General features: G+C 73.2%; 21 protein-coding genes. 2 read left to right on the forward strand and 19 right to left on the reverse strand.

What is annotated here, in order from left to right; all coding sequences use genetic code 11:
• Positions 1-645: 645 nt before the first annotated feature.
• The 17 genes from ACU436_RS41770 to ACU436_RS41850 form a co-directional block, all read right to left on the reverse strand.
• Positions 646-1,128 carry an SDR family NAD(P)-dependent oxidoreductase gene (locus ACU436_RS41770; RefSeq protein ID WP_459032729.1) on the reverse strand — a complete coding sequence of 161 codons (483 nt, stop codon included), beginning with the start codon at positions 1,126-1,128 and terminating at the stop codon, positions 646-648.
• 10 nt (positions 1,129-1,138) lie between these two features.
• Positions 1,139-1,909 (reverse strand): enoyl-CoA hydratase/isomerase family protein, encoded by a 771-nt coding sequence (locus ACU436_RS41775; protein WP_459032730.1) that lies wholly within the window; start codon positions 1,907-1,909, stop codon positions 1,139-1,141.
• Positions 1,902-2,693 (reverse strand): amidohydrolase family protein, encoded by a 792-nt coding sequence (locus ACU436_RS41780; RefSeq protein ID WP_459032731.1) that lies wholly within the window; start codon positions 2,691-2,693, stop codon positions 1,902-1,904. The genes ACU436_RS41775 and ACU436_RS41780 overlap by 8 nt, the downstream gene beginning before the upstream one ends.
• Complete coding sequence (locus tag ACU436_RS41785; RefSeq protein WP_459032732.1) at positions 2,690-3,439, reverse strand: SDR family NAD(P)-dependent oxidoreductase; 750 nt, start codon at positions 3,437-3,439, stop codon at positions 2,690-2,692. Before ACU436_RS41785 ends, ACU436_RS41780 begins: the two co-directional genes overlap by 4 nt.
• The gene (locus ACU436_RS41790) at positions 3,436-4,647 is read right to left on the reverse strand and encodes a CaiB/BaiF CoA transferase family protein (protein ID WP_459032733.1); all 1,212 of its coding nucleotides are present in this window, start codon (positions 4,645-4,647) and stop codon (positions 3,436-3,438) included. Before ACU436_RS41790 ends, ACU436_RS41785 begins: the two co-directional genes overlap by 4 nt.
• Position 4,648: 1 nt before the next feature.
• Entirely contained in the window at positions 4,649-6,115 is a 1,467-nt protein-coding gene (locus ACU436_RS41795) for an aldehyde dehydrogenase family protein (protein WP_459032734.1), read from the reverse strand.
• Positions 6,112-6,597, reverse strand: coding sequence for a MaoC family dehydratase (locus ACU436_RS41800; RefSeq protein ID WP_459032735.1), 486 nt, complete (start codon positions 6,595-6,597; stop codon positions 6,112-6,114). The genes ACU436_RS41795 and ACU436_RS41800 overlap by 4 nt, the downstream gene beginning before the upstream one ends.
• Entirely contained in the window at positions 6,594-7,481 is an 888-nt protein-coding gene (locus ACU436_RS41805; protein ID WP_459032736.1) for an HpcH/HpaI aldolase/citrate lyase family protein, read from the reverse strand. Before ACU436_RS41805 ends, ACU436_RS41800 begins: the two co-directional genes overlap by 4 nt.
• 1 nt (position 7,482) lies before the next feature.
• Entirely contained in the window at positions 7,483-8,646 is a 1,164-nt protein-coding gene (locus ACU436_RS41810) for an acyl-CoA dehydrogenase family protein (protein WP_459032737.1), read from the reverse strand.
• 163 nt (positions 8,647-8,809) lie between these two features.
• A complete protein-coding gene (locus ACU436_RS41815) occupies positions 8,810-10,456 on the reverse strand; it encodes an AMP-binding protein (RefSeq protein ID WP_459032738.1) in 1,647 nt (548 codons plus the stop codon).
• A gap of 33 nt (positions 10,457-10,489) precedes the next feature.
• Entirely contained in the window at positions 10,490-11,206 is a 717-nt protein-coding gene (locus tag ACU436_RS41820; protein WP_459032739.1) for an ABC transporter ATP-binding protein, read from the reverse strand.
• Positions 11,190-11,954, reverse strand: coding sequence for an ABC transporter ATP-binding protein (locus ACU436_RS41825; protein ID WP_459032740.1), 765 nt, complete (start codon positions 11,952-11,954; stop codon positions 11,190-11,192). The genes ACU436_RS41820 and ACU436_RS41825 overlap by 17 nt, the downstream gene beginning before the upstream one ends.
• Positions 11,951-12,874, reverse strand: coding sequence for a branched-chain amino acid ABC transporter permease (locus tag ACU436_RS41830; RefSeq protein ID WP_459032741.1), 924 nt, complete (start codon positions 12,872-12,874; stop codon positions 11,951-11,953). Before ACU436_RS41830 ends, ACU436_RS41825 begins: the two co-directional genes overlap by 4 nt.
• Entirely contained in the window at positions 12,871-13,761 is an 891-nt protein-coding gene (locus tag ACU436_RS41835) for a branched-chain amino acid ABC transporter permease (RefSeq protein ID WP_459032742.1), read from the reverse strand. Before ACU436_RS41835 ends, ACU436_RS41830 begins: the two co-directional genes overlap by 4 nt.
• A gap of 1 nt (position 13,762) precedes the next feature.
• Positions 13,763-14,944: an ABC transporter substrate-binding protein gene (locus tag ACU436_RS41840; protein WP_459032743.1), complete on the reverse strand. Its 1,182-nt coding sequence runs from the start codon at positions 14,942-14,944 to the stop codon at positions 13,763-13,765.
• A gap of 3 nt (positions 14,945-14,947) precedes the next feature.
• Positions 14,948-16,069: an NDMA-dependent alcohol dehydrogenase gene (locus tag ACU436_RS41845; protein WP_459032744.1), complete on the reverse strand. Its 1,122-nt coding sequence runs from the start codon at positions 16,067-16,069 to the stop codon at positions 14,948-14,950.
• Positions 16,070-16,184: 115 nt separating this feature from the next.
• Positions 16,185-16,940 carry an SDR family NAD(P)-dependent oxidoreductase gene (locus tag ACU436_RS41850; protein ID WP_459032745.1) on the reverse strand — a complete coding sequence of 252 codons (756 nt, stop codon included), beginning with the start codon at positions 16,938-16,940 and terminating at the stop codon, positions 16,185-16,187.
• 40 nt (positions 16,941-16,980) lie between these two features.
• On the opposite strand from ACU436_RS41850, the gene ACU436_RS41855 reads away from it, so the two are divergent.
• Positions 16,981-17,817 (forward strand): CBS domain-containing protein, encoded by an 837-nt coding sequence (locus tag ACU436_RS41855; RefSeq protein ID WP_459032746.1) that lies wholly within the window; start codon positions 16,981-16,983, stop codon positions 17,815-17,817.
• 8 nt (positions 17,818-17,825) lie between these two features.
• On the opposite strand, the gene ACU436_RS41860 is transcribed toward ACU436_RS41855, so the two are convergent.
• Positions 17,826-18,590 carry an SDR family NAD(P)-dependent oxidoreductase gene (locus ACU436_RS41860; protein ID WP_459032747.1) on the reverse strand — a complete coding sequence of 255 codons (765 nt, stop codon included), beginning with the start codon at positions 18,588-18,590 and terminating at the stop codon, positions 17,826-17,828.
• On the reverse strand, positions 18,587-19,729 hold the full coding sequence (locus ACU436_RS41865; protein WP_459032748.1) for an acyl-CoA dehydrogenase family protein: 1,143 nt from the start codon (positions 19,727-19,729) through the stop codon (positions 18,587-18,589). Before ACU436_RS41865 ends, ACU436_RS41860 begins: the two co-directional genes overlap by 4 nt.
• Before the next feature lie 68 nt (positions 19,730-19,797).
• Between ACU436_RS41865 and ACU436_RS41870 the strand changes: the two genes are divergently transcribed.
• Positions 19,798-20,562 (forward strand): SDR family NAD(P)-dependent oxidoreductase, encoded by a 765-nt coding sequence (locus ACU436_RS41870; RefSeq protein WP_459032749.1) that lies wholly within the window; start codon positions 19,798-19,800, stop codon positions 20,560-20,562.
• The last annotated feature ends 289 nt before the right edge of the window (positions 20,563-20,851 follow it).

Raw genomic sequence — 20,851 nt, forward strand, 5'->3', positions numbered from 1 at the left:
AACTCAACGCCCGACCACGCAAGACACACGGCTGGGACAGCCCCGCCGAAGTTCTCCCTCGGCTACTGTCTCGCCCCGTAACCACCGGTGTTGCGATCACGCCCTGAACTCAAGAAGATCGAAAACCGCTCATGTCTACCTCGTCCGTGTGGACAACCAGCCGACGACACCAAACCCGCAGACGGGGTCGGCCGCCCCGGGTGTCGCAGCGGTTCGTCTCTCGTGGGCGCGCCCGGTCACCTCGGGACGGCATGCTCGCCACGCCCGCCCGGGTGGTCGCCGCCGGCAGCCGGGTTGGACCCGTCCGGTGCATCGGGGCGGTGGCCGGGTTGGGTGCACCACCGACTCCCGGGGTTGCGCGGGCGGCCGTCCCCGACGTGGGGGCACGCCCGCCTGTGGACGAGACCGTCCCCGCCGGGTGCCCACGCCACTAACCTGTGGTCCCGCATCGCCGCACCGACCGACCGCCCAGAGCTGGGTGCCGTCCCGGGGCACCACCTTCGAGCTGTCCGCGCCGCAGGAGCTCGATGCCGCGCCGGTTACCACTCGGGGTCGGTTCCGCGGAACGCACCCGGACTCTCACCGCAGCCGTGATGGGTATGGGGACGGGACCACCGGACAGTGGGCCGCGTTCCGCGGAACACGTCATCCATCCCGCGGCGACCATGATCGACGAGTGCGGTCACGGAGCCGCACGGGCGCGGCCGGAGAACCGCATGCGCTGATCAAGCCCGGGAAGCGCGCCCGATCCGGCCGCGGCAGCAGCCGCTTGTCGTAGATGCCCGGCCAGTTGGTCATCGGCGTGTCGATCAGCCCGGGACACGCGGCGTTGACGCGCACGCCGCGCGGCCCCAGCTCCAGGGCCGCGCTGCGCATGAGGCCGAGGACCGCGTGCTTGATGGCCGCGTAGTGCGCGGCCCCGGGGTTGCCCTCGAACCCGTTGACCGACGACGTCAGCACGATCGACCCGCTCCGCCGCTGGATCATGTGGGGCACCACCGCCTTCATCGAGCGCCACACCCCGGTGAGGTTGACGTCGACAACGTCCGCGCCCTCCCGGGCGTGCGCGCGGCCCTGGCCGCGGGCCGCGCCGGTCACGAGGGCCACCTTGCCCTGCAGTCGTGCCACGCGTTCGTCCTCAGGCGTCGGGGTCGGGGAACCGGGGCTTGCGCTTCTCCAGGAAGGCCTGCGCGCCCTCGGCCATGTCCGGGCTGCCGATGGCCTGCACGAGCATGCCGAGGCCGGTGGTGAACGAGTCGCGCGCGGCGTTCCACCAGATGTTCGAGCTGACCTTGGCGATCTCCAGGTACCGCGGCGAGAGCGCGGCGAGCTCGGCGACCACCGCCTCGACGGCGGCCTCCAGCTCGGCGTCCGGCACGACCGCGTTGACCAGGCCCAGCTCGAGGGCCTGGGCCGCGCTGTAGCGGCGGCACAGCAGCGCCATCTCCTTGGCGCGCTTCTCGCCGATCTGCACGCCCAGGACGTTGGTGGCGCCGGTGACGGGCGCGCTGCCCACCCGCGGCCCGGTCTGCCCGAACGTCGCCGACTCGGCCGCGACCGCGAGGTCGCAGGCGATGACCAGCTCGTTGCCGCCGCCCGCGGCGGCCCCGTTGACGGCGGCGATCACCGGCCGCGGGTGGTTGCGCACGGCGTCGAACAGGCGCAGCGACCCGCGGTAGAGCCCACGCATCGACGTCACGGCCGGCGCGGAGAGGTTGCCGAGCGCGCCGCCCGCGCAGAACGCCCCGGGCGCCCCGGTGATCACGACCGCCCGGCTGCCGGTCGAGGAGTCCAGCGCCGCGACGACGGCCTCGGCCATCTCGGGGTCGTACGCGTTGCGCCGCTCCGGCCGGTTGAGCGTGATCCAGGTGGCGTCGCCGCGCTGGGCGACGAGCACGCCGTCACCCATCGGCGAGCCCCATCAGCCGCGCGAAGTTGCCGCCGAGGATCCCCGCGGTGTCGGCGTCGGACAGGCCGAGGCCGCGGATAGCGGCGATCTCGGCGGCCGGGTCGGCCATCGGCCAGTCCGAGCCGAACACGATCCGGTCGGCGCCGTGCTTCCCGATGATCTCGCGGACCTTCTCCGGGGCGAGCTGCGCCATCGTCGGCGGCCACGACGTCTCCAGGTACACGTTCTCGCCGAGCAGCTCGGCCTCGGCCTCCTCCAGGCGGTGGTAGCCGCCGAAGTGGCAGGCCACCATCCTCAGGTCCGGGAACCGGCGGACGATCGCGCGGATCATCCCCGGCGTCGCGCGCTCGTTGCTCTCCCGGTCGCCGCCCGCGCCGACGTGCGCGACCACGGCGATCTCCGGGCCGAACGCCTCCAGCAGGTCCCACACCCGCGGGTCGTCGTAGGCGAAGCCCTGGAACAGCGAGTGCAGCTTCACGCCGCGGATGCCGTGCCGGCGCAGGCTCGCCAGGTTCTCCTCGACGGGCAGGTCGGGGTGCACCGTGCCGAAGCCGAGCAGGGGGCCGCCGCGGCTGCGCGCCACGAACGCGTTGACCCGGTCCACGTACTTCGCGCTGTCGGCGATGCCGAGCAGCACGCCCCGGTCCACGCCGGAGCGGGCGATGACACCGCGGAGGCTGGACAGCTTCCCGTCACCGACGCGCGGCAGCTGCGGCACCCGCGGCCCGAGCGCCTTCTCCGCGATCGCGTCCGGCCAGGCGTGGCAGTGGACATCGATGATCACGGCTGGCCTCCGTCCACGGTCAGGACGGCGCCGGTCGTGTACGAGGACCAGTCGCCGGCCAGGTACAGCGCGGCGCCGACGATCTCGCCCGGCTGCCCGCCGCGACGCAGCGCGAAGGTCGCGGCCCGCCGGGCGAAGGCGTCCATGTCCCAGGCCGTGCTGATGTCGGTGAGGAACGTGCCGGCCATGATCGCGTTCACCCGGACCGTGGGCCCGAACGCGTGCGCGAGCCCGGCCGTCATCGCGTTCAGCCCGGCCTTCGCCGCCGCGTACGGCACGATGTCGGCCCGCGGCCGGACGGCGCCGGTGCTGCTGATGTTGATGATCGAGCCGCCGTCCCCGGCTGCCATCCGGGTGCCGACGAGCGAGGCGAGCCGGAACGGGCCCTTGAGGTTGACCCCGATCACCTTGTCGAAGAGCTCCTCGGAGACGTCGACGACGGTGTCGTAGCGCGGCGACATCCCGGCGTTGTTCACCAGCACGTCGACGTGCCCGAACACGCCGTAGGCCCGCTCGACCAGGTCGTCGAGCGCGTCCCAGTGGCCCACGTGCGCGGCCACCGGCAGTGCCCGGCGCCCGGTCCGTTCCCGCACCTCGGCGGCCGCCTGCTCGCAGCTCGCGATCCTGCGGCTGGCGATCACGACGTCGGCGCCCGCGCCGGCCAGCCCGAGCGCGATCTCCCGGCCCAGCCCGCGGCTGCCGCCGGTGACGAGGGCGACCTTGCCGGTGAGGTCGACACCCGTCATGCCGCACGGACCGGGCTCGAGCGGACGACGTCGGCTCGGTCGAGCGCCGCGAGCTCCGGGCCCGAGAGCCCCAGCACCTCGCCCAGCACCGGCGCGGTGTGCTGGCCGATCTGCGGCACGCCGTCGTAGACCGGGCCGGCGTAGCTGTCCAGGTGCAGGACGGGCCCGGGTACGAGCGCCGGGCCCAGCACGGTGCCGGCGAGGTCGACGAGGGTGCGCTCCCGGAAGTGCGGGTCGGCCACGATGTCGGCGGCGTCGTTGACGGCCGCCGCCACCACCTCGTGCGCATCGAGGTCGGCGAGCACCTCGGCGCGCGGGCGGGCCGCCACCCACGCCCGCACGTGCTCCTGCAGCTCCTCGTTGTGCCGCATCCGCGCGCGGTTGGTGGCGAACCGCGGGTCGTCGCGGAGCTCGGGGCGGCCCATCGCGCCGAACAGGCGCATCGCGATCGTCTGGTTGGACGCGGCGATCGCGAGCCAGTGCCCGTCCCCCGCCCGGTAGATGCCCCGCGGCGACGCCGAGCCGGATCCGTTGCCCACGCGCTGCTGGACGTGGCCGGTGGCGGAGTAGTTCAGGATGACGTCGCCCATGATGAACATCAGCGGCTCGTAGAGCGCCACGTCGACGACGTCGCCGCGCCCGGTGGCGGTACGGCGCAGCAGGCTCGTGGTGGTGCCGAACGCGGCGGCGAGCCCGGCGATCGAGTCGGCGAACCCGAACGGCGGCGAGGTCGGCGGCGTGTCGGGCCAGCCGTTGACGAACGCGTACCCGCTCGAGGTCTCCGCCACGGTGCCGAACCCGGGCCGCTCGCGGTACGGGCCGGTCTGGCCGAACCCGGACACCCGCGTGAGCACCAGGCCCGGGTTCTCGGCGGACAGGACGTCGTACCCGAGCCCCCACTCCTCCAGGCGGCCGGGCCGGAACGACTCGATCACGACGTCGACGCGCGCGGCGAGCCGGCGCACGAGGTCGCGGCCCTCCGCCCGGCGCAGGTCGATGCCCACCGACTCCTTGCCGGCGTTGAGCCGGGCGAAGCCGATCGACAGGCCTTCGTGCTGCGGCGTCCACTGCCGGGCGTAGTCGCCGACCCGCGGGTCCTCGACCTTGATCACCCGCGCGCCGAAGTCGCGCAGCATCCGGCCCGCGGTGGGCGCGGCGTACATGGTGCCCAGCTCGAGCACCGTGATCCCCTGGAGCGGTGAGGTCACTTCACACCCTCCACTGCACGTGCTGCACCTCGAGGTACTCCCGGATGCCCCACTCCCCGATCTCGCGGCCGACGCCGGAGCGGCCGAAGCCGCCGAACGGCGCGTCCGGCCGCATGTTCCCGCCGCCGTTGACCCACACCGTGCCGGAGCGCAGGCGGGCCGCGAGCGCCCGGCCCTGCGCGACGTCCGGGGTGTAGACGTTGGCGGCGAGGCCGTAGGCGGTGTCGTTCGCCAGCCGGATCGCCTCCTCCTCGTCCGCGAACGGGACGAGCACCCCGACCGGGCCGAAGATCTCCTCCTGCACAGCCCGCGCGGAGTGCGGCAGGCCGGCGATCACGACCGGGTTGACGAAGTAGCCGGTGTCCGGGACCGGGGTGTCCAGGGACAGCACGATCTCGCCGCCCTCGGCCTGCGCGCCGTCGACGTAGGACTGCACCCGGGCCCGGTGGTCGGGGCGGATCATCGGGCCGATGTTCACGCTGCGGTCCCAGGGGTCGCCGACCTTGAGGGCCGGGAACGCCTCCTTGGAGGCGCCGAGGAACTCGTCGACGAGGCTCTCGTGCACCAGCAGCCGCGCCAGCGCGGCGCACCCCTGGCCGCCGTTGCGGGCCCAGCGCAGGTGGATGTCGCGGGCCAGGCCGGCGGCGTCGACGCCGGGCAGCAGGATGTTGGGCGACTTGCCGCCCAGCTCCAGCGTCACCCCCTTCAGGCCGGCCGCGGCCTGCTCCATGATCTTCGCGCCGACGGCGTCGGAGCCGGTGAAGGAGACGCGGTCCACCAGCGGGTGGCCCGTGAGGTGCTGGCCGACCTCCGGGCCGCCGAGCACGACGTTGATGACGCCCGCGGGGATCTCGGCCTCGCGGAACAGCTCGCCGAGCCACAGCGTGGTGAGCGGGGTGCGCGGCGAGGGCAGCAGCACGACGGTGCAGCCCGCGGCGAGCGCGGCGCCGAACTTGAAGATCGCGAGGTTGAGCGGGTAGTTGTAGCCGGTGATGCAGGCGACCACGCCGGCCGGGCGGTAGGCCACCTCGGAGCGGGTGGGCACCGGGTCGTGCCACTCCCCCAGGTCCAGCGTGCGATCGACCAGCGCCGCCTCGGCCTGCCAGCGCAGGTGCGAGATCCCCAGCTTCACCTGCATGATCTCGGCGAACGCGATGGGCGTGCCCACCTCGTTGACGATCGCGGCGGTGAGGAGCTCGGAATGGCGTTCCATGAGGTCGGCGAGCCGGTGCAACGCGGCGCTGCGCTCGGCGGGCGCCGCCGCGGCCCAGGCCGGGAAGGCGCGGCGGGCCGCGGCCACGGCCTCGTCCACCTGCGGGAGGCTCGCCGCCCCGACCGTGGCGGTGACCAGCTCGGTGGCCGGGTTCACGGCCTCGATCTCCTGGCCGGCGCCGGGAGCCCCGCGCCCGTCGATCGTCAGGTCGCGGGCCGCCGGCACCCAGTGCTGCAAGTCCGTGTCGGTCGTCATGCCGTCCCCACCTCCGGGTTGCTGCCGCCGTTCTCGGGACGCTTGGCCATCAGCCCGGCCCGGGTGCACACCATGATCAGCTCGTCCTGCTGGTTGTAGCCGCGGTGCTCGAACCACACGATCCCGCTGTCGGTGCGGCTCCTGCTCTCCCGCTTGTCGACGATCGTGGTCTCGCCGCGCAGGGTGTCGCCGTGGAACACCGGGTGCGGGAACTTCACCGAGTCGTAGCCGAGGTTGCCCAGCGTGGTGCCGAACGTCAGCTCCATGACGTGGAAGCCGCCCACGAGCGCGAGCGTGAAGAGGCTGTTGAACAGCGGCCGCCCGTGGATGGTGCCCTTGGCGAACTCGTGGTCGAGGTGCAGCGGCTGCGGGTTCATCGTGAGCGACGTGAACAGCACGTTGTCGGACTCGGTGACGGTCCGGGTGAACGGGTGCCGGTAGACCCGCCCGACCTCGAACTCCTCGAAGTACAGCCCCCTCATGACGTGCCCCCCGGGATGGAACGCGCGTGCGCGAGCCAGTCGCGCGCGGTGTCGGCGTGGGCCTTGTCGATGTGGACGCCGCGGTAGCGCACGGCACCGTGGCCGGCGGCCGCGGCCTGCTCGTAGGCGGCGAGCAGGCCCTCGTGGAACGCGATGTCCGCAGGGGTCGGGGAGAACGCCTCGTTGACGACCGGGACGTGGCTCGGGTGGATCGCGATCATGCCGCGGAACCCGAGTCCGCGGCCGTGCTCGGCGAACGCCTTGAGCCCGGCGAGATCATCCAGGCGTTCCCAGAGGCCGGTGAGCGGGTGGATCCCGGCCTCCCGGCAGGCGAGCAGGATCCGGCTGCGCAGGTAGAGCGTCTCCTCGCCGCCGGGCGTCCACCGGTAGCCGACGGCGCGGGCGATGTCGGCGTGCTCGGCGGTCGGGCCGATCATCGCGCCCACCCGGGGCGAGGCCGCGGCGATCGCCCTGGCGTCCTGGATCGCGCCGATCATCTCGACGGGCACGATGTACTCCAGGCCCGTGACGCCGTTGCGCTCCTCGAAGTGGTCGAGCAGCGCGTCGTAGCGCAGGACGTCGGTGGCGGCGCCGATCTTCGGGGCGAACACGCCGGTGAGCCCGGGGACGACGACGGCCTCCAGGTCGGCGCCGGTCGTGCGGGTGTCCAGGGGGTTGACGCGCACGAAGACGCCGACGCGCTCGTCGCGCTCCCGGATCGCGCGGATCGACTCCGCGACGGTGGCCCGCGCGCCGGCTTTCAGCTCGGCGGGCACGGAGTCCTCGAGGTCGAGCACCACGCAGTCGGCGCCGGAGGCGAGCGCCTTGCCGACCCAGGCGGGTTTGTGGCCCGGGACGAAGAGGATCGAGCGGTAGGGCCGCATCTCAGTAGCTCCGGGGCAGGCCGAGCACGTGCTCCGCCGTGTAGTTGAGCACCATCTCCTGGCTGATCGGCGCGATCCGCAGCAGGCGCGCCTCCCGGAAGTACCGCTCGACGTGGAACTCCTTGCCGTACCCGAACCCGCCGTGCGTCTGCAGCGCGACGTCCGCGGCGAAGAACCCGGCCTCCGCGCACAGGTACTTCGCCGCGTTGGCCTCCCGCCCGCACGGCAGCCCCCGGTCGACCAGCCACGCCGCCCGCCGCACCACCTGCTCCGCCGCGTCGAGCCGGATGCGCGCCTCCGCGAGCGGGAACGCGATGCCCTGGTTCCTCCCGATCGGGCGGCCGAACACCTCGCGCTGCTTCGCGTACGCGACACCGCGGCGCAGCGCGGCCTCGCCGATCCCGAGCGCGGCGTTCGCGCTGATCACGCGCTCGGCGTTCAGGCCGCCGAGGATCGTGCGGAAGCCGCGGTCCACCTCGCCGACCACGTCCTCGTCGGCCACGAAGAGCTCGTCGATGAACAGCTCGTTGGTGTCGACGGCGTTGCGGCCCATCTTCGGGATCTCCCGGACCTGCACCTTCTCCCGGTCGACGGGGGCGAAGAACAGCGTCAGCCCGTGGGACCTGCGCTCCGGGTCCTTCGGCGAGGTGCGGGCCAGCAGCAGCATCCGCTGGGCCTCCTGCGCCTTGGTGATCCACACCTTCTTGCCGGTGACGACCCAACCGCCGTCGACCTTGCGGGCCGCCGTGGAGATGTTGGTGGTGTCGGTGCCGGCGTCGGGCTCGGTCACCGCGAACGAGACGTGCAGCTCCCCGCTGACGGCCGGGGGCAGGAACCGGCGCTTCAGCGACTCCGAGCCGTGCTCGATGATCGGGTGGAAGCCGAAGATCCCGATGTGCACGGCGCTGCAGCCGCCCATGCCCGCGCCGGACGCCGCGATCTCGCGCTCGACGATCGCCGCCTCCGTGACGCCGAGCCCGCCACCGCCGTACTCCTCCGGAATCGTGAGCCCGAGCCAGCCCGCGTCGCGCACCGCGCCGTAGAACTCCCACGGGAACTCGTGGGAGTCGTCGTGCCCCATCCAGTAGTCGTCCGGGAACCGCTTGCACAGCGCCCGCACCGCCTCGCGGATCTCGCGGTGGGTGGGGTCCTCGGTGTAGTCCACTAGTGTCCCCCGCCGGAAGTCCGTTGGGTAAGTCGGTGGATCCAGGTTCGCGCTGCGGGTGCCGGTCGGCGGCCCTCGTACCGGGCGTACTCGGGACGTCGGCCGGTGCGCGCAGCGTGGAGCTGGGCCGCCGAATTGTTCGGCGGACTTCCGGCGTGGGGCACTAGACACCCGCCTTGCTGAGCCGGTCGTGGGTGTCCTCGGTGACGCCCAGCTCCCGCAGCTGCGCCTTCTGCACCCGTTCGGACGGGGTCTTGGGAAGCGCCTCGACGACGCGGACGAACCGGGGCACCGCGAAGGCGGGCACCCGCCCGGTGCACCAGTCCCAGATCTCGGCCGGGTCGACGTCGCGGCCGGTGACGAGGTAGGCCATCACCTCGTCCTCCCCCGCCTCCGACTCGGCGGCCACACCGATCACCGCGCACTCGAGCACCGCGTCGTGCCCGAGCAGGGCCTGCTCGACCTCGTAGGAGCTGATGTTCTCCCCGCGGCGGCGCAGCGCGTCCTTGTACCGGTCGACGAAGTAGAACCAGCCGTCGGCGTCCTTGCGCAGCGCGTCGCCGGTGTGGAACCACAGGTTGCGCCACGCCTCGGCCGTCTTCTCCGGCATCCCGTAGTAGCCCAGCGAGCACGTCCACGGGTTCCGGGGGCGCACCACCAGCTCGCCGATCTCCCCGACCGGCACCTCGCGATCGGTCTCCGGGTCGACCAGCCGGACGTCGAACCAGTCGGCGGCCTGCAGGCCGGCCGCCCCCGCCGGCCGGTCCTCGCCGTACGGGGCCAGGATCGGCGCACTCGTCTCGGTGAGCCCGAAGACCTCGACGAACGCCTCGATCCCGAACCGCTCCTTGAAGCCGGCGAGGATGGAGCTGGCCGTCGGGGCGGCGAACACCGACCGCAGCCGGTTGTCCGCGTCGTCCGGGCGCGCCGGCTGCTTCCAGATGAAGTCCATCATCACGCCGATGAGGTTGGTGACCGTGACACCGGAGACGCGCAGTTGCTCGGCCCACCGGCTCGCGCTGAACCGGGGCCGGCACACCAGCCGGGCCCCGGCGATCAGCGCCGGGTAGGCCGCCATGAACTGGGCGTTGCCGTGGAAGAGCGGCGTGCAGGTGAAGTAGGCGTCGTCGGCGGTGACCCGCTGCAGGCTCACCACCTCCTCGCCGAAGAAGAACATCTGCCCGTGCGGCATCGCCACGCCCTTGGACGGGCCGGTGGTGCCGGAGGTGAAGAAGATCGACGCCAGGTCGTGCGGCCGCACGTCCGGGAACCGCGCGCCAGCCCGGGCGCCCCGTGCCAGGTCCTCCCACGGGTCGGCCCGCCACCCGGCGTTGCGCAGGACGTCGAGGGCATGCTCCCGCGAACCGGTGTCGATCACCCAGAACCGCTCGACGACGCGGGCGGCGTCGGCCACGGCCGGGAACTTCGCGGCGTGCACGTCGTCGATCACCGCCCAGCGCGGCGCCGCGACCTGCAGCTGGTGGGACAGGAACACGCCCTCGTACGCGGTGTTGATCGGCACCTCGACGGTGCCGCCGACCCCGGCGCCGAGCCAGGCGAGCAGGAACTGCGAGGAGTTGGCGGCCATCACCAGCACGCGGTCGCCGGGGGCCGCGCCGGCCTCGGCGAGCCGGTCGGCCACCGACTCCGCCTGCGCGAGCGACTCGGCGAAGGTGAACGTGACGCCCTCTTCGGGCAGATCGAGGAGGACCGCGTCGGGACGCCGGCCGGCGTGATGGCGCAGGACCGTCGCGAGGGTCCACTCCTCCTGGTCGGGGAAGGTCGGCACCAAGTCCGTGTAGGTCCGCATGTCACCTCCTCGAATATCTAATCATGATTATGGTTATTTCACCAGGGCGGCCTCTCCGAGGAACACCCGCAGCACCGGCGTGTGCGAGCGCGCCAGGTCGGCGGCCCCGCGGAACACGACCTCGCCCCGGGCCATCGCCACCACCTCGTCGGCCACCGCGAGGCCCGCCTCGGCGTTCTGCTCCACGAGCAGCACCGCGATCCCCGAGTCGGCCATCTCCCGGACGGCGCCGAGCACCGACTCGACCATCGCCGGCGCCAACCCCATCGACGGCTCGTCGAGCAGCACCACCCGCGGCTGCGCCATCAGCGCCCGCCCGAACGCGAGCATCTGCTGCTCGCCGCCGGACAGCAGGCCCGCCGGACCCCGGCGGCGCTCCCGCAGGATCGGGAACAGCGCGAACACCCGCTCCAGCAGCTCCCGCGACCGGGCCTTCGGCACCGTGTAGCCGCCCAGCACCAGGTTCTCCTCCACCGAGAGCGGCGCGAACACCCGCCTGCCCTCGGGCACGAGCACCATCCCCGCGCGCACAACGGCGTGCGGCGCGCGTCCCGTGACGTCCCGGCCGTCGAGCACGACGCTCCCCCGGTGCACCGGCACCAGCCCGGCCGCGGCCCGCAGCGTGCTGGTCTTGCCCGCCCCGTTGGCGCCGAGCACGAGCGTGACCCGGCCGGGGGTCGCGGCGAGGTCGACGCCGCGCACGGCCTCGGCCGTGGCGTAGCGGACGTGCAGGTCACCGATCGTCAGCACCGGACACCGCCTTCCCCAGGTATGCCTGCTGGACGGCGGGATCCCGCACGACGTCGGCCGCGGCACCCCCGGCGATGGGCACGCCCTGGTTCATCGCGAGCAGCCGGTCGCAGGTGTCGACCATCATCTGCACGTCGTGCTCCACGAGCAGCTGCGCGAGGCCCTCGTCGCGCAGCTGCCGCAGCAGGCCCGCCACCTCCCGCCGCTCCGGCTGGTTCATCCCGGCCGTGGGCTCGTCGAGCAGCAGCACGCGCGGCCGCGCCGCCAGCGCGCGGGCGATCTCCACCCGCCGCGCCGTCCCGTAGGACAGCTCGCCGGGCCGCCGGCCGAGCAGGTCACCGACCCCGGTGCGCTCCACCGCCTCGGCGACCTCCGGCACGGCCCCGCGCCGCAGCAGCTCGCGCAGCCGGGCCGCCCGGCCGACGTGCAGGTCCGCGCCGAGCTGGACGTTCTCCAGGACGGTCAGGTCGGGCAGCAGCCGAACCGTCTGGAAGGTGCGCGCGATGCCCCGCCGGGCCAGCCCGTGCGCCGGGCTCCCGGTGTAGTCGGTGCCGTCGATGCAGAGCCGGCCCCTCGTCAGCGGCACGAGCCGGGTGACGGCGGCCAGCAGGGTGCTCTTGCCCGAACCGTTGGGCCCGAGGATCCCGAGGATCTCCCCGGAAGCCAGGGCCAGGTCGATCCCGTCGACGGCCCTGATCCCGCCGAAGTGGACGGCGACATCGCCCGCTGCGAGCACCGGCGCCGTCACGAGCGCGCCTCCGCCTGCAGCGCCGCCAGCGCGCGCGCCGGATCGTCGACATCGGGGCGATCGTCCGCGGGCAGCGGACGGCGCCGGGCCCGCCGCCACGCCGACCTTGCGACGCCGAGCAGCCCGGTCGGCATGTAGACGGCCGCGAGCGCCACGAGCACGCCGTAGACGACCGGCTGCCAGTCGCCGACGAACTGCAGCACGCTGGGCAGCCAGGTGAAGATCACTGCCCCGATCGCGGCACCCGCCCAGGACAGGGCGCCGCCCACGATGATCATCGTGAGCGCGGTGACCACGAGCTGGAACCCGATCGTCTCCGGGGAGACCGTGGTGCGCAGCAGGCTGTTCATCCCACCGGCGCACGCACCGAGCGCGCCGCTCACGACGAACACCCGCCGGCGGGCCCGGCCCACGTCGACGCCGAGCGAGACCGCGAGCTGCGGATCCTCGCGCACCGCGTCGATCCGGCGGCCGAACGCCCCGCGCTCGCTCACGGCGAGCAGCAGGACGACGGCCAGGGTGATCGCGACGACGTGTCCCGTCGTGAGTGTGCTGATCGCCCCGTACAGGCCGGTGGCCCCACCGGTCAGCTCCCCGCCGTTGGTCGCCACCACACCCAGGAACAGCGCGAACGCGATCGTGGCCATGCCCAGGTACAGGCCCGAGAGCCGCGCGACCAGCAGCGCCAGCAGGTACCCCGCCACGGCGGCGATCACGATGCCCACGCCGATCGCGAACACCGGCGCCACCTGCAGCCGGATCGTCATGATCGCGGCCGCGTACGCGCCGATCGCGTAGCTGCCGATCCCGGCGAACGAGAACACGCCCGCCCGCAGCGGCACCTGGATCGACAGCGCCAGCAGCAGGCTGATCAAGGTCGACTGGACGAGCACCAGGTGGGAGACGAACCAGCCCGTCACGTGCGCCGCACCTCCTGTCGGCCCAGCAGACCCCTGGGCCGGACCAGCAGCATCAGGAACAGCACCCCGAACGCGATGGCCGGCGCCCAGAGACCGGACGTCGTGACCAGCACGAACGTCTCGACCCCGGCCAGCACCATCGCCCCGATCGCGACGCCCGCGATGCTGCCGACCCCGCCGAGGATGATCGCGGCGAACGCCTTGAGCAGGAACGCGTCGCCGGTCTCGGGCGCGATGGAGCCGAGGTGGTAGGTGAGCAGCACCCCGGCGAGGCCGGCCAGCCCGCCGGCCACGGCCATCGTCAGCAGCGCGAGCCTGCGGCGGTCGATCCCCATCATCGCCGCGACCTCGGGGTCGACGCCGATCGCGCGCAGCGCGAGCCCCGGCCGCGCCGCCCGCAACCACCACCCGATCAGCACCGCGAGCCCGAGCGCCGCCACGAGGATCACGACCTGCACGTCGGTGACCCGCACCGCCCCCAGGTCGTACACGGTCACCTCGAACGACCCGGCCGAGTAGCCGAACGGCACACTGCGCGTCACGTACTGGGCGATGGCGAGCGGGATGCCGGCGATCCCGATCCCGCACACGATGATCTGCAGCTGGGCCGTGTGCGGGTCGCGCGCCCGGCGCTGGATCGGCTCGAACGCGAGCACCTGCACGGCGAGCGACAGCACCGCGCCGACGCCGACACCGATCGCGACCAGCACCGGCATCGCCAGCGGCACCACCTGCACCGCCAGATGGGCCCCGAACGCGGCGAACATGAAGATCGAGCCGTGGGCGAAGTTCAGCACCCCGATCGTGCCCCACGCCAGGCTCATCCCCAGCGCGAACAGCAGGTAGAGCGAGCCGAGCGTCAGGGCGTTCAGCACGTCCTGGGCCATCTCAGGAGGGACCGTCCGCCAGCACGGCCTCGGCCGCGCCGTCCCAGCGCACGAGCACGCCGGGCACCCGCGCGTCGTGACCGTCGAACGTGAGGTCGCCCTGCGCCCCGGCGAACCCCTCCTGCGCGACCGCGTCGAGGCCCTGCTGCACGGCCGGACGATCGGTGCTGTTCGCCTTCGCGATACCGCGCGCGAGGAACCACACGGCGTCGTAGGCCTCGGCCGCGTAGTTGTTCGGCACCTCGCCGCCGTACTTCGCCCGGTAGGCCTGCACGAACTCCTGGGAGCTCGGCGCGGTCTGGGTGGCGGTGAAGTTGGTCGGCCAGACCGCACCGGCGGCCTGCTCCCCGGCCGGGGCGAGGTTGCCCGCGCCCATCGCGCTCATCCCGACGACCTCGCCGGTGAACCCCGCCTGGCGCAGCTGCGTGATCGCGACCGGGCTCTGCGGGCCGGTGAGCATCAGGAACGCGACGTCCGGGGCCTGCCCGGCGATCTGCGACGCGGCGGTGGTGAAGTCCTGCGCGGTGACCTCCACCCCCGCGGACCCGACGACCTGGAAGCCGTGCTGTGCTCCGATGTCCGGCACGACGGTCTGCCCGAGCTCCGCGAGCGTCGGGTTGCCGCTGTTGAACAGCACCGATGCGGTGGTCACGCCCTCCTGGGAGAGGTGGTCGCCGACGACCCCGAAGTACGACTCCGCGGGCGGCGTCACCCGGAACGTGTAGTCACCGACGAGGACACCCGCGCTGCCCGCCTGCACGTAGACGACCGGCATCCCGGAGCTCTGGGCGACCGGCGAGACCGCGGCGGCCTGCGCGCTCGCCTCGGGGCCGAGGATCGCGGCGTAGGACGAGTCGGCGATGGCCTGGCTCGCGGCGCTCGCCGCCTCCTGGGTGCTCGCGGCGACGTCCTTCGTCTCGATCTCGAGGGTGCTGGCGCCGAGCAGCCCGTCCTCCGCGACCCGCTCGACCGCCAGGTCGATCCCCTTCTGGGCGTTGATCCCGGCGAACGACACCGGCCCGGTCAGCGCCCGCGTGGACAGGATCTTGATCGTGGGCGGCAGGCCCTGCCCGCCACCACCGCCACCGCTCGCCGGTGCGCCGGTGTCACCGCCGGGCGCGGTGCACGCGGCGAGGCCGGCCGCGAGCACCAACGCCGCCGTCGCCCGCAGGAACCGCATCATCGCTCAGCCCCCGTAGACGATGACGCCGCGGAGGTTCCTGCCGTCCCGCAGGTCGGCGAACGCCTCGTTGATGTCCTCGAGCCGGTAGGTCCTCGTGATCAGCTCGTCGAGCTTGAGCCGCCCCTGTCTGTACAGGTCCGCGAGCAGCGGGATGTCGTTGCGCGACTGCGTCGTGCCGTACAGCGAGCCCTGCAGCCGCTTGCCCGACATCGCGAACGAGAACAGGTCGAACTGCACGTCGCGCTGCTGCACCGGCGCGGCGGCCGTGAGCACGATGACCCCGCCGCGCCGGGTGAGCTGGTTGGCCTGCTCCACGATCTCGCCGCGCGCCACGTCCACCGTGATGATCACGCGGTCGGCGCCCTGCCCGTTCGTCATCCGCTCGACGAGGCCGGCCGCCTCGGCGTGGGTGGCGACGGCGTGCGTCGCCCCGAACTCGAGGGCCTTCTCCCGCTTGAACGCGCCCGGGTCGACGGCCACGATGTTCTTCGCCCCGCGGTGGACCGCGCCCTGCACGGCGTTCATGCCGACGCCGCCCGTCCCGAAGACCACGACGGTGTCGCCGAGCTGCATGTCGGCGGCGTAGACCGCCGAGCCCCAGCCGGTGGGGACGCCGCACCCGATGAGCGACGCCGGCATCAGCGGGATCTCCGGGTCGATCTTCACCACCGCCGCCGACGGCGCCACGACGTACGGGGCGAACGTGCCGAGGTAGCTCATCGCGCCGACGCCCTTGCCGCGCGCGTGGATGCGGTGGGTGCCGTCCGGCGCCCGGCCCGCGAGGACACCGGCGCCGAGGTCGCACATGTTCGCCCGGCCCGACACGCACATCCGGCAGCTGCCGCAGGACGGGAGGAAGGACAGGACGACGTGGTCGCCCTCCGCCAGGTCGTGCACCTCCGGCCCGACCTCGGTGACCACCCCCGCCCCCTCGTGCCCGCCGAGGATCGGCGCCCACGACAGCGGGATGTCGCCGGTGTCCAGGTGGTCGTCGCTGTGGCAGATACCCGAGGAGGTCAGCTCGACCAGCACCTCGTTAGCCTCGGGCGGGTCGAGCTCGATCTCCTCCACGCTCCACCCCGAGCGGGTCCCCGGCTCCCAGAGCAGCGCTCCCACGGTCTGCACGGCATCAACCTCCGTCCCGGCGGCGCCCCGTCGCGCCCGCGGTGACCGTAGCCAGCCCCACCCTGATCACGCTAGTCATCATGCGCATGTTTTTGGGTCGAGCGTCGGCGCCGATTCACCGGGCCGCGTAGCCGCCGTCCACCAGGTGGTAGCTGCCGGTGACGAACGTCGACGCGTCGCCCGCCAGGTAGGCGACCAGCGTCGCCACCTCGTCCGGGCCGCCCATGCGCCCGAGGGCGTGCTGCGAGTCCAGGAACGCGATCTCCTCGGGCCCGAGGTTGCCCTCCAGCAGCGGCGTGGTGATGAAGCCGGGACCGACCGCGTTGACCCGCACCCCGGACGCCGCGTACTCCAGCGCCGCCGTCCTCGTCAGCCCCACGACGCCGTGCTTCGCCGACACGTACGCGGCCGCGTTCGCGAAGCCGACGCCGCCGAGCACGGAGGCCATGTTCACGATCGACCCGCCGCCTGCCGCGATCATCGCCGGCACCTCGGCGCGGATGCAGTAGAAGACGGAGCTGAGGTTCACCTCGATCACCCGCCGCCAGTCGTCGACGGGCACCTCGGCGATCGGGAGGCCCTCCCCCGCGATCCCGGCGTTGTTGACGGCGATGCGCAGCGGGCCGAACTCGCCCGCGGCGGTCACCATCGCGGCCACCGCGTCCGGGTCGGTGACGTCCGCGGTGAACGCCCGCGCCGTCCCGCCCGCCTCGGTGATCTCGGTCGTGACCCGCTCCGCGGCGTCCGCGACCACGTCCGCCACGAGCACCGCGGCGCCGCCACGGGCCAGGGTGTGCGCGACCGCGCGCCCGATACCCGACCCGCCGCCCGTCACGATCGCGGCTCGCCCGTCCACCTCGAAGTCCGCCATTCGTCCCTCCTCGTCACCCACTCGCCGCTACGGTCGCTCCATGGCCCTGCGCGCCCGCGATGTCATGACCACCCGCGTCGTCACGGTCGGCCCCGACGACCCCGTCTCCGTGGCCGTGCACAAGATGACGGAGCTGCGGTTCAGCGCCCTGCCGGTCATCGACCGGAGGTTCCGCCTCGTCGGGATGATCAGCCTCATCGACGTGCTGCGCCACCGCGAGGACGGCGGCGCCGACAGCACCCGGGTCGGGGCCGTGATGAACCCCGACGTGCTGTCCGTCCCGCCACGCGCCGCCCTCAGCCTGCTGGCCCACCGCATGCGCTCGTACGGCGAGCTGCGCGTCATGCCGGTGGTCGACGGGTCCACGCTCGTCGGTGTCGTCACCCGCAGCGACCTGCTTCGCGTCCGGTCCCGGCCGGGCCCGCTCGGGCGGCTGGTCCAGCGCGTCAAGGGCGACGACCTCGACCGCATGGCGGCCCCGCCCGCCGGCCGCCGGCCGGGCACCCCGCCCACCGGCTCGAGCCCCGTCCGGGACGCGATGACCAAGGACGTCGTCACCGCCCGCGCGATCGAGCAGATCGACGCCGTCGCCGAGCGTCTCGTCGAGCGCCGGCACAAGTCGCTCCCGGTGGTCGACGACCAGCGCCGGCTGGTCGGGCTGGTCAGCGAGGCCGACATCCTGGGCAAGGAACCCCTTTCGGGACGCAGCAACGGCCGCACGGTCGGATCGGTCATGACCAAGGACGTCATCACCCTCTCCCCCGACGACCCGATATCCAGCGCCCGGCTCCTCATCGCCGAACACGGTCTGCGGATGGTGCCCGTGGTCGAGGACGGGCAGGTGGTCGGCGTGCTGTCCCGGAGCGACCTGGTCTGAAGGCCCGGCTACTTCGCGGTCAGCCCGCCGTCCACGGGCAAGGTGGTGCCGGTGACGTAGCTGGAGAGGTCGCTGGCGAGGAACAGCGCCACGTTCGCGATCTCCTCCGGCTGCGCCGCCCGGCCCATCGGGATCGTCGCCACGAAGGCCGCCTTGCGCCGCTCCGTCTCCTCCGGGCCGGCCCGGAAGAACCCGGGGAGCCCCGGCGTCTCGACCGTGCCCGGTGCGATCGCGTTCACCCGCACCCCGTCGGCGGCGAACGCGAGCGCCATGGAGCGCACCAGCGCGACGAGCCCGCCCTTGGTGAACGAGTAGAGCGGGCTGAACGGCGAGCCCACGAGGCCCGACGTCGAGCTGGTGAAGATCACCGAGGCTCCGCCCGCGGCCTTGAGCGCTTCGGTGAGGTAGCCGGTCAGGAAGAAGGCCGCCCGGGCGTTGATCTCGAGGGCCGTGTCCCACTCCTCGGGGGTGATGTCGAGGGTGGCGGCGCCGGGGATGCCGACGTTGTTGTGCAACACGTGCAGCGCGCCGTGGTCGCGCGTCACCTTGGCCGCGAGGGCCGCCAAGGCGTCGAGGTCGCGGACGTCCACCACTGCGGCGGTGGCGGACCCGCCCGTGGCGACGATCCCGTCGACGGTCTCCTTCGCCGCCGCCTCCGCCACGTCCACCACCACGACGTGGGCGCCCTCGCGGGCGAAGAGCTCGGCCGAGGCGCGGCCCATTCCAGAGGCGCCCGCGGTGACGAGTGCGGTCTTCCCGGCGAGCAGCGTCATCGGTCTCCTTCGCGGGTCGGTCGGGTGAGTGTCTTGGCGAGCTGTCCGAGGAGCACCTCGTTGCCGCCCTCGTAGATGCGCATCGGGCGCGCGTTGCGGTAGAGGCGTTCGATGGTGGAGCCGGTGACGATCCCGAAGCGGCCCATCATCTGCACGCAGCGGTCGACGACGCGGGCGGCCGCCTCGGTGGCCGCCACCTTCGCCATCGACGACCAGTGCAGCGCTCCGAGGGGGTCGGCGCCCGCGCGGGTGGCGGCCGCGTAGGTCAGCAGCCGGGCCTGCTCGATCTCGGTCCAGCAGGTGCCGAGCATCTGCGGCAGCGGCCCGAGGCGGGCGAGCGTGGTGCCGAACTGCTCGCGCGAGGTCGTGTGCGCCACCGCCTCGTCCAGCGCCGCCTGCGCGAGCCCGACGGCCGAGCCGGCCACGGAGACGCGGAACGTCGCCAGGGTCTGCAGCACGAGCGGGAACGCCTGCCCCGGCTCGCCGACCCGCGCGTCGGCCGGCACGCGGACGCCGTCGAGCACCACGTCCCCGATGACGTGCGGGGCGATGAGGTCGGGCCCGGACTCGACCGACACCCCGGGCGCATCGGTGGGCACGAGGACGAGCGAGTGGCCCGCCCCCTCCTTCGCCAGCACGGTGACGAACGCGGCGGCGGGCGCGTTGGTGATGAACGACTTGCGCCCGTCGAGCACGAGCGACCCGCCGTCGGCGCGGACGGCGGTCGTGATCGCCTTCAGGTCGGACCCGACGCCGGGCTCGGTGAGGCCCAGCGCCGCGATCGCGTCGAGGGTGACGACCCGGGGCAACCACTCCCGCTGCGCGCGTTCGCTTCCGGCCACGGAGAGGGCGTAGCTGCCGATGCCCTGCATGGCGAACAGCGAGTCGAGGTGGGCGGAGACACCGCCGAACACCTCCCGGACCACGATCACGGCGAGCGGGTCGACCGTCTCGTCGACCCCGCCGTGCGCGGCCGGGACGGTGAGACCGGCGAGCCCGCTCGCGCGCAGGGCGTCGCGCATCACCGGGTCGACGTCGCTCGCGGCGTCGGCCTCACCGGCCCGCGGGCGCACCCCGTCGGCCACCTTGCGGGCGCGCTCGCGCAGCTCCTGGTGCCGGTCGGGCAGCTCGAAGGTCACAGTTTCCATGTTATTGGTGCGCATGGTTATGGTGTCAACCACTGGAGGACCGGGGAGGGAGCGGACGCATGGACGTCACGAGCGGGTCGGCGGTCGTCACCGGGGGCGCCTCCGGCCTGGGCCTGGCGACCGCGCGCCGGCTGGTCGCGCGCGGCGTGCCCACCGTGATCGTGGACCTGCCGGCATCGGAGGGCGCCGACGTCGCCCGCGAGCTCGGCGGGAAGACCCGGTTCGCCGCCGCCGACGTCACCGAGCCGGACGCGGTCGCCGCGGCCGTGGCCCTCGCCGACGAGCTCGCCCCGCTGCGCACTCTGGTGCACTGCGCCGGGCGCGGCGGCGCGATGCGCGTGGTCGACCGGGAGGGGAAGCCGGGCTCGCTCGAGCTCTACGAGACCGTCGTGCGCATCAACCTGATCGGCACGTTCAACGTGCTCAGCCAAGCGGCAGCCCGGATGGCCGCGCACGACCCGGTCGAGAGCGAGCGCGGGGTCTGCGTGCTCACCGCGTCGGTGGCGGCCTGGGAGGGCCAGATCGGGCAGCTGCCCTACGCATCGGCGAAGGCGGGCATCGTCGGGCTCACGCTCGTGGCCGCCCGCGACCTGGCGAGCCGGCAGATCCGCGTCACCACGATCGCGCCCGGCACGTTCGACACGCCGATCCTCGCCCGGCTACCGGAGAACGTGAAGGACTCCCTCGCCCAGGCGGTGCCGCACCCCCGCCGCCTCGGCGTGCCCGACGAGTTCGCCCGCCTCGCGCTCGCGATCATCGACAACCCGATGCTCAACGGCGAGACCATCCGCCTCGACGGCGCGATCCGGATGCCGCCGAAGTGACTACCGGGTTGCGAGCGGCACCGCCGGGGGCCGATGGGTTCGGTCTCGGTGGGCATGCGCGTTATCCGCGGTTTCGGTTGGCCATTGCTGTGGCAGAGGTGTTGCCGAATTGGGGGCGCCGCCCGGGCTTGATCAGCGCATGCGGTTCTCAGGCCGCTCCGGTGCGGTGCCAAGTCCGGACACATCGGTGACAGGTATGTCTCGGGACATCGGTGACAGCTGACCTGGTCGCGGTCGAGACTTTCGGCCGTGGTCGGAAGGGTTGTCCCGATGGAGACACGGCTGGCGA

It is taken from the genome of Pseudonocardia wallangbongensis (assembly GCF_054486945.1).